The sequence below is a fragment of the Aquipseudomonas alcaligenes NBRC 14159 genome (genome assembly GCF_000467105.1).
Classification (GTDB): Bacteria; Pseudomonadota; Gammaproteobacteria; order Pseudomonadales; family Pseudomonadaceae; genus Aquipseudomonas; species Aquipseudomonas alcaligenes.
In genome coordinates, this window is record NZ_BATI01000102.1 from 1 (window position 1) to 1,485 (window position 1,485).

Annotated in this window: 3 protein-coding genes; 2 read left to right on the forward strand and 1 reads right to left on the reverse strand. The window is 49.0% G+C overall.

Features of this window, described 5'->3' with window-relative positions; genetic code table 11:
* On the forward strand, positions 1 to 488 hold a 488-nt coding region (locus PA6_RS22215; protein ID WP_021218875.1), incomplete at its 5' end, for a Panacea domain-containing protein.
* Positions 463 to 951, forward strand: coding sequence for a hypothetical protein (locus PA6_RS23705; RefSeq protein WP_021703200.1), 489 nt, complete (start codon positions 463 to 465; stop codon positions 949 to 951). The genes PA6_RS22215 and PA6_RS23705, both read left to right, overlap by 26 nt.
* Positions 952 to 1,100: 149 nt before the next feature.
* Here PA6_RS23705 and PA6_RS23260 read toward each other — a convergent pair whose 3' ends face one another.
* Complete coding sequence (locus PA6_RS23260; RefSeq protein WP_021703201.1) at positions 1,101 to 1,466, reverse strand: histone-like nucleoid-structuring protein, MvaT/MvaU family; 366 nt, start codon at positions 1,464 to 1,466, stop codon at positions 1,101 to 1,103.
* Positions 1,467 to 1,485 lie beyond the last annotated feature (19 nt).

Consider the following 1,485-nt stretch of genomic DNA (forward strand, 5'->3'; position numbering starts at 1 on the left):
GGATGACAAAGCCTGTTGCCGTCGCAAACTGGTTTGTGAACAACCTAAGCGACCATGCGGCTGGCGAGGTCGTAACGCATCTGCAGGTGCAGAAGCTTCTCTACTTCGCGCAAGCTTGGCATTTGATGGCCTTAGATCGGCCATTGTTTGATGAAGACATGCAAGCATGGCCTCATGGTCCGGTAGTACCTTCCGTTTGGCACGAATTTAAGCGCTACGGCTGGCAACCGATCGTACCTGGTGGCGCATCCGAAGGTATTGATGCGGACTCTCTTAATATATTGGAGCAGGTTCGCGATGCTTACGGCTCATTTGCTGCCAAGAAGCTTGAAGCTATGACTCACTCCGAGCGTCCTTGGATCAGCGCCCGCGGCGGCCGCGACCCTGAGGAGCGTTGCGAGGAAGTGATTTCAAAGGACTCAATTCTTAGCTTCTATAAGGAGGTTTACGGGGAGTTGGAAGATGGTGAAGAAACTACCCAAGGATAAAATACACCAGCAAGCACAGTCCGCTAGCAAGCTATCTCCCATTGAAGAGAAAGTCTTTTCTCTTAATAACACAATGAACGGCGGCTCGGCTGACAATGAAAACCCATTTGTCACACTAAAATATTTTTGCAACGCCTTTGAGTGCTTTTCTGCATGGGAGAAAGATGAGCTCAAAAGTTTCAGCGACTTTATTTCTGCGCTTCGCGATCGAACCTGGCGCCAGGTTTTAGAAACCAGCGGGAAAGGCGATAACAAAGCCGGTTTAGCCTATACGCAGTACGATATAGCCACTATAAAAAATGGCGCCGAAGAACATCTGAAGAGAGTGCGAAAGCAGATCGGAGACGACATCACATTCTTCGAACTACGAGTGAACCAAAAAATGCGCGTTCATGGTTTTCGAGCAAAAGCCGCATTCTTTTTAGTTCTACTGGATCGCGAGCATCGAGTTTTTCCTTCCTGAGCCAAACCGCCAAGTGGCAGGTTTTCTCTACCACGCTTTCTCTAAGCGTAGAGTTCTATCGGTATAGCATTCGTTCTGACCAACCGCCGCTCGCAGCAGCTAGTAAAAAGCCAGGCAATACCTGGCTTTTTCATCCAACGAGATAGGCCCTACTGCAACCAGCCTTGAACCTTCGCAGCCCCGTACTTGTCTTTCCAAGCCTTCAGCACTTTATTGTTGCCGCCTTTGGTTTCTACAATCTCGCCAGTTTCTTCGTTTTTGTAAACTTTGAGCTGGCGCTGACGGCGGTTTCCTCTAGTGGTAGGAACAGGTGTTGCTCCAAGAGAGCAGGCCTGCGGATCGAGCAGAGCAATGATTCCCTTCAGGCCAAATCCATATTCAGCCATCAATTCGCGAAGCTTCTCCTCAAACTCAATCTCTCGCTTAAGTCCATCGTCATTTTTCAGCTCATTTAGCTGTTTAAGTTGGGCGGCGAGTTGGGCTTCAAGTGCCTTGAATTCAGCAAGTTTGGACATACATCGGCCTTTTCTAAGG

Bases quoted from the DNA above. Each gene is read 5' to 3' on its own strand.
- PA6_RS23705 (WP_021703200.1), top strand. From the start codon at position 463: ATGGTGAAGAAACTACCCAAGGATAAAATACACCAGCAAGCACAGTCC.
- PA6_RS23260 (WP_021703201.1), bottom strand. From the start codon at position 1,466: ATGTCCAAACTTGCTGAATTCAAGGCACTTGAAGCCCAACTCGCCGCC.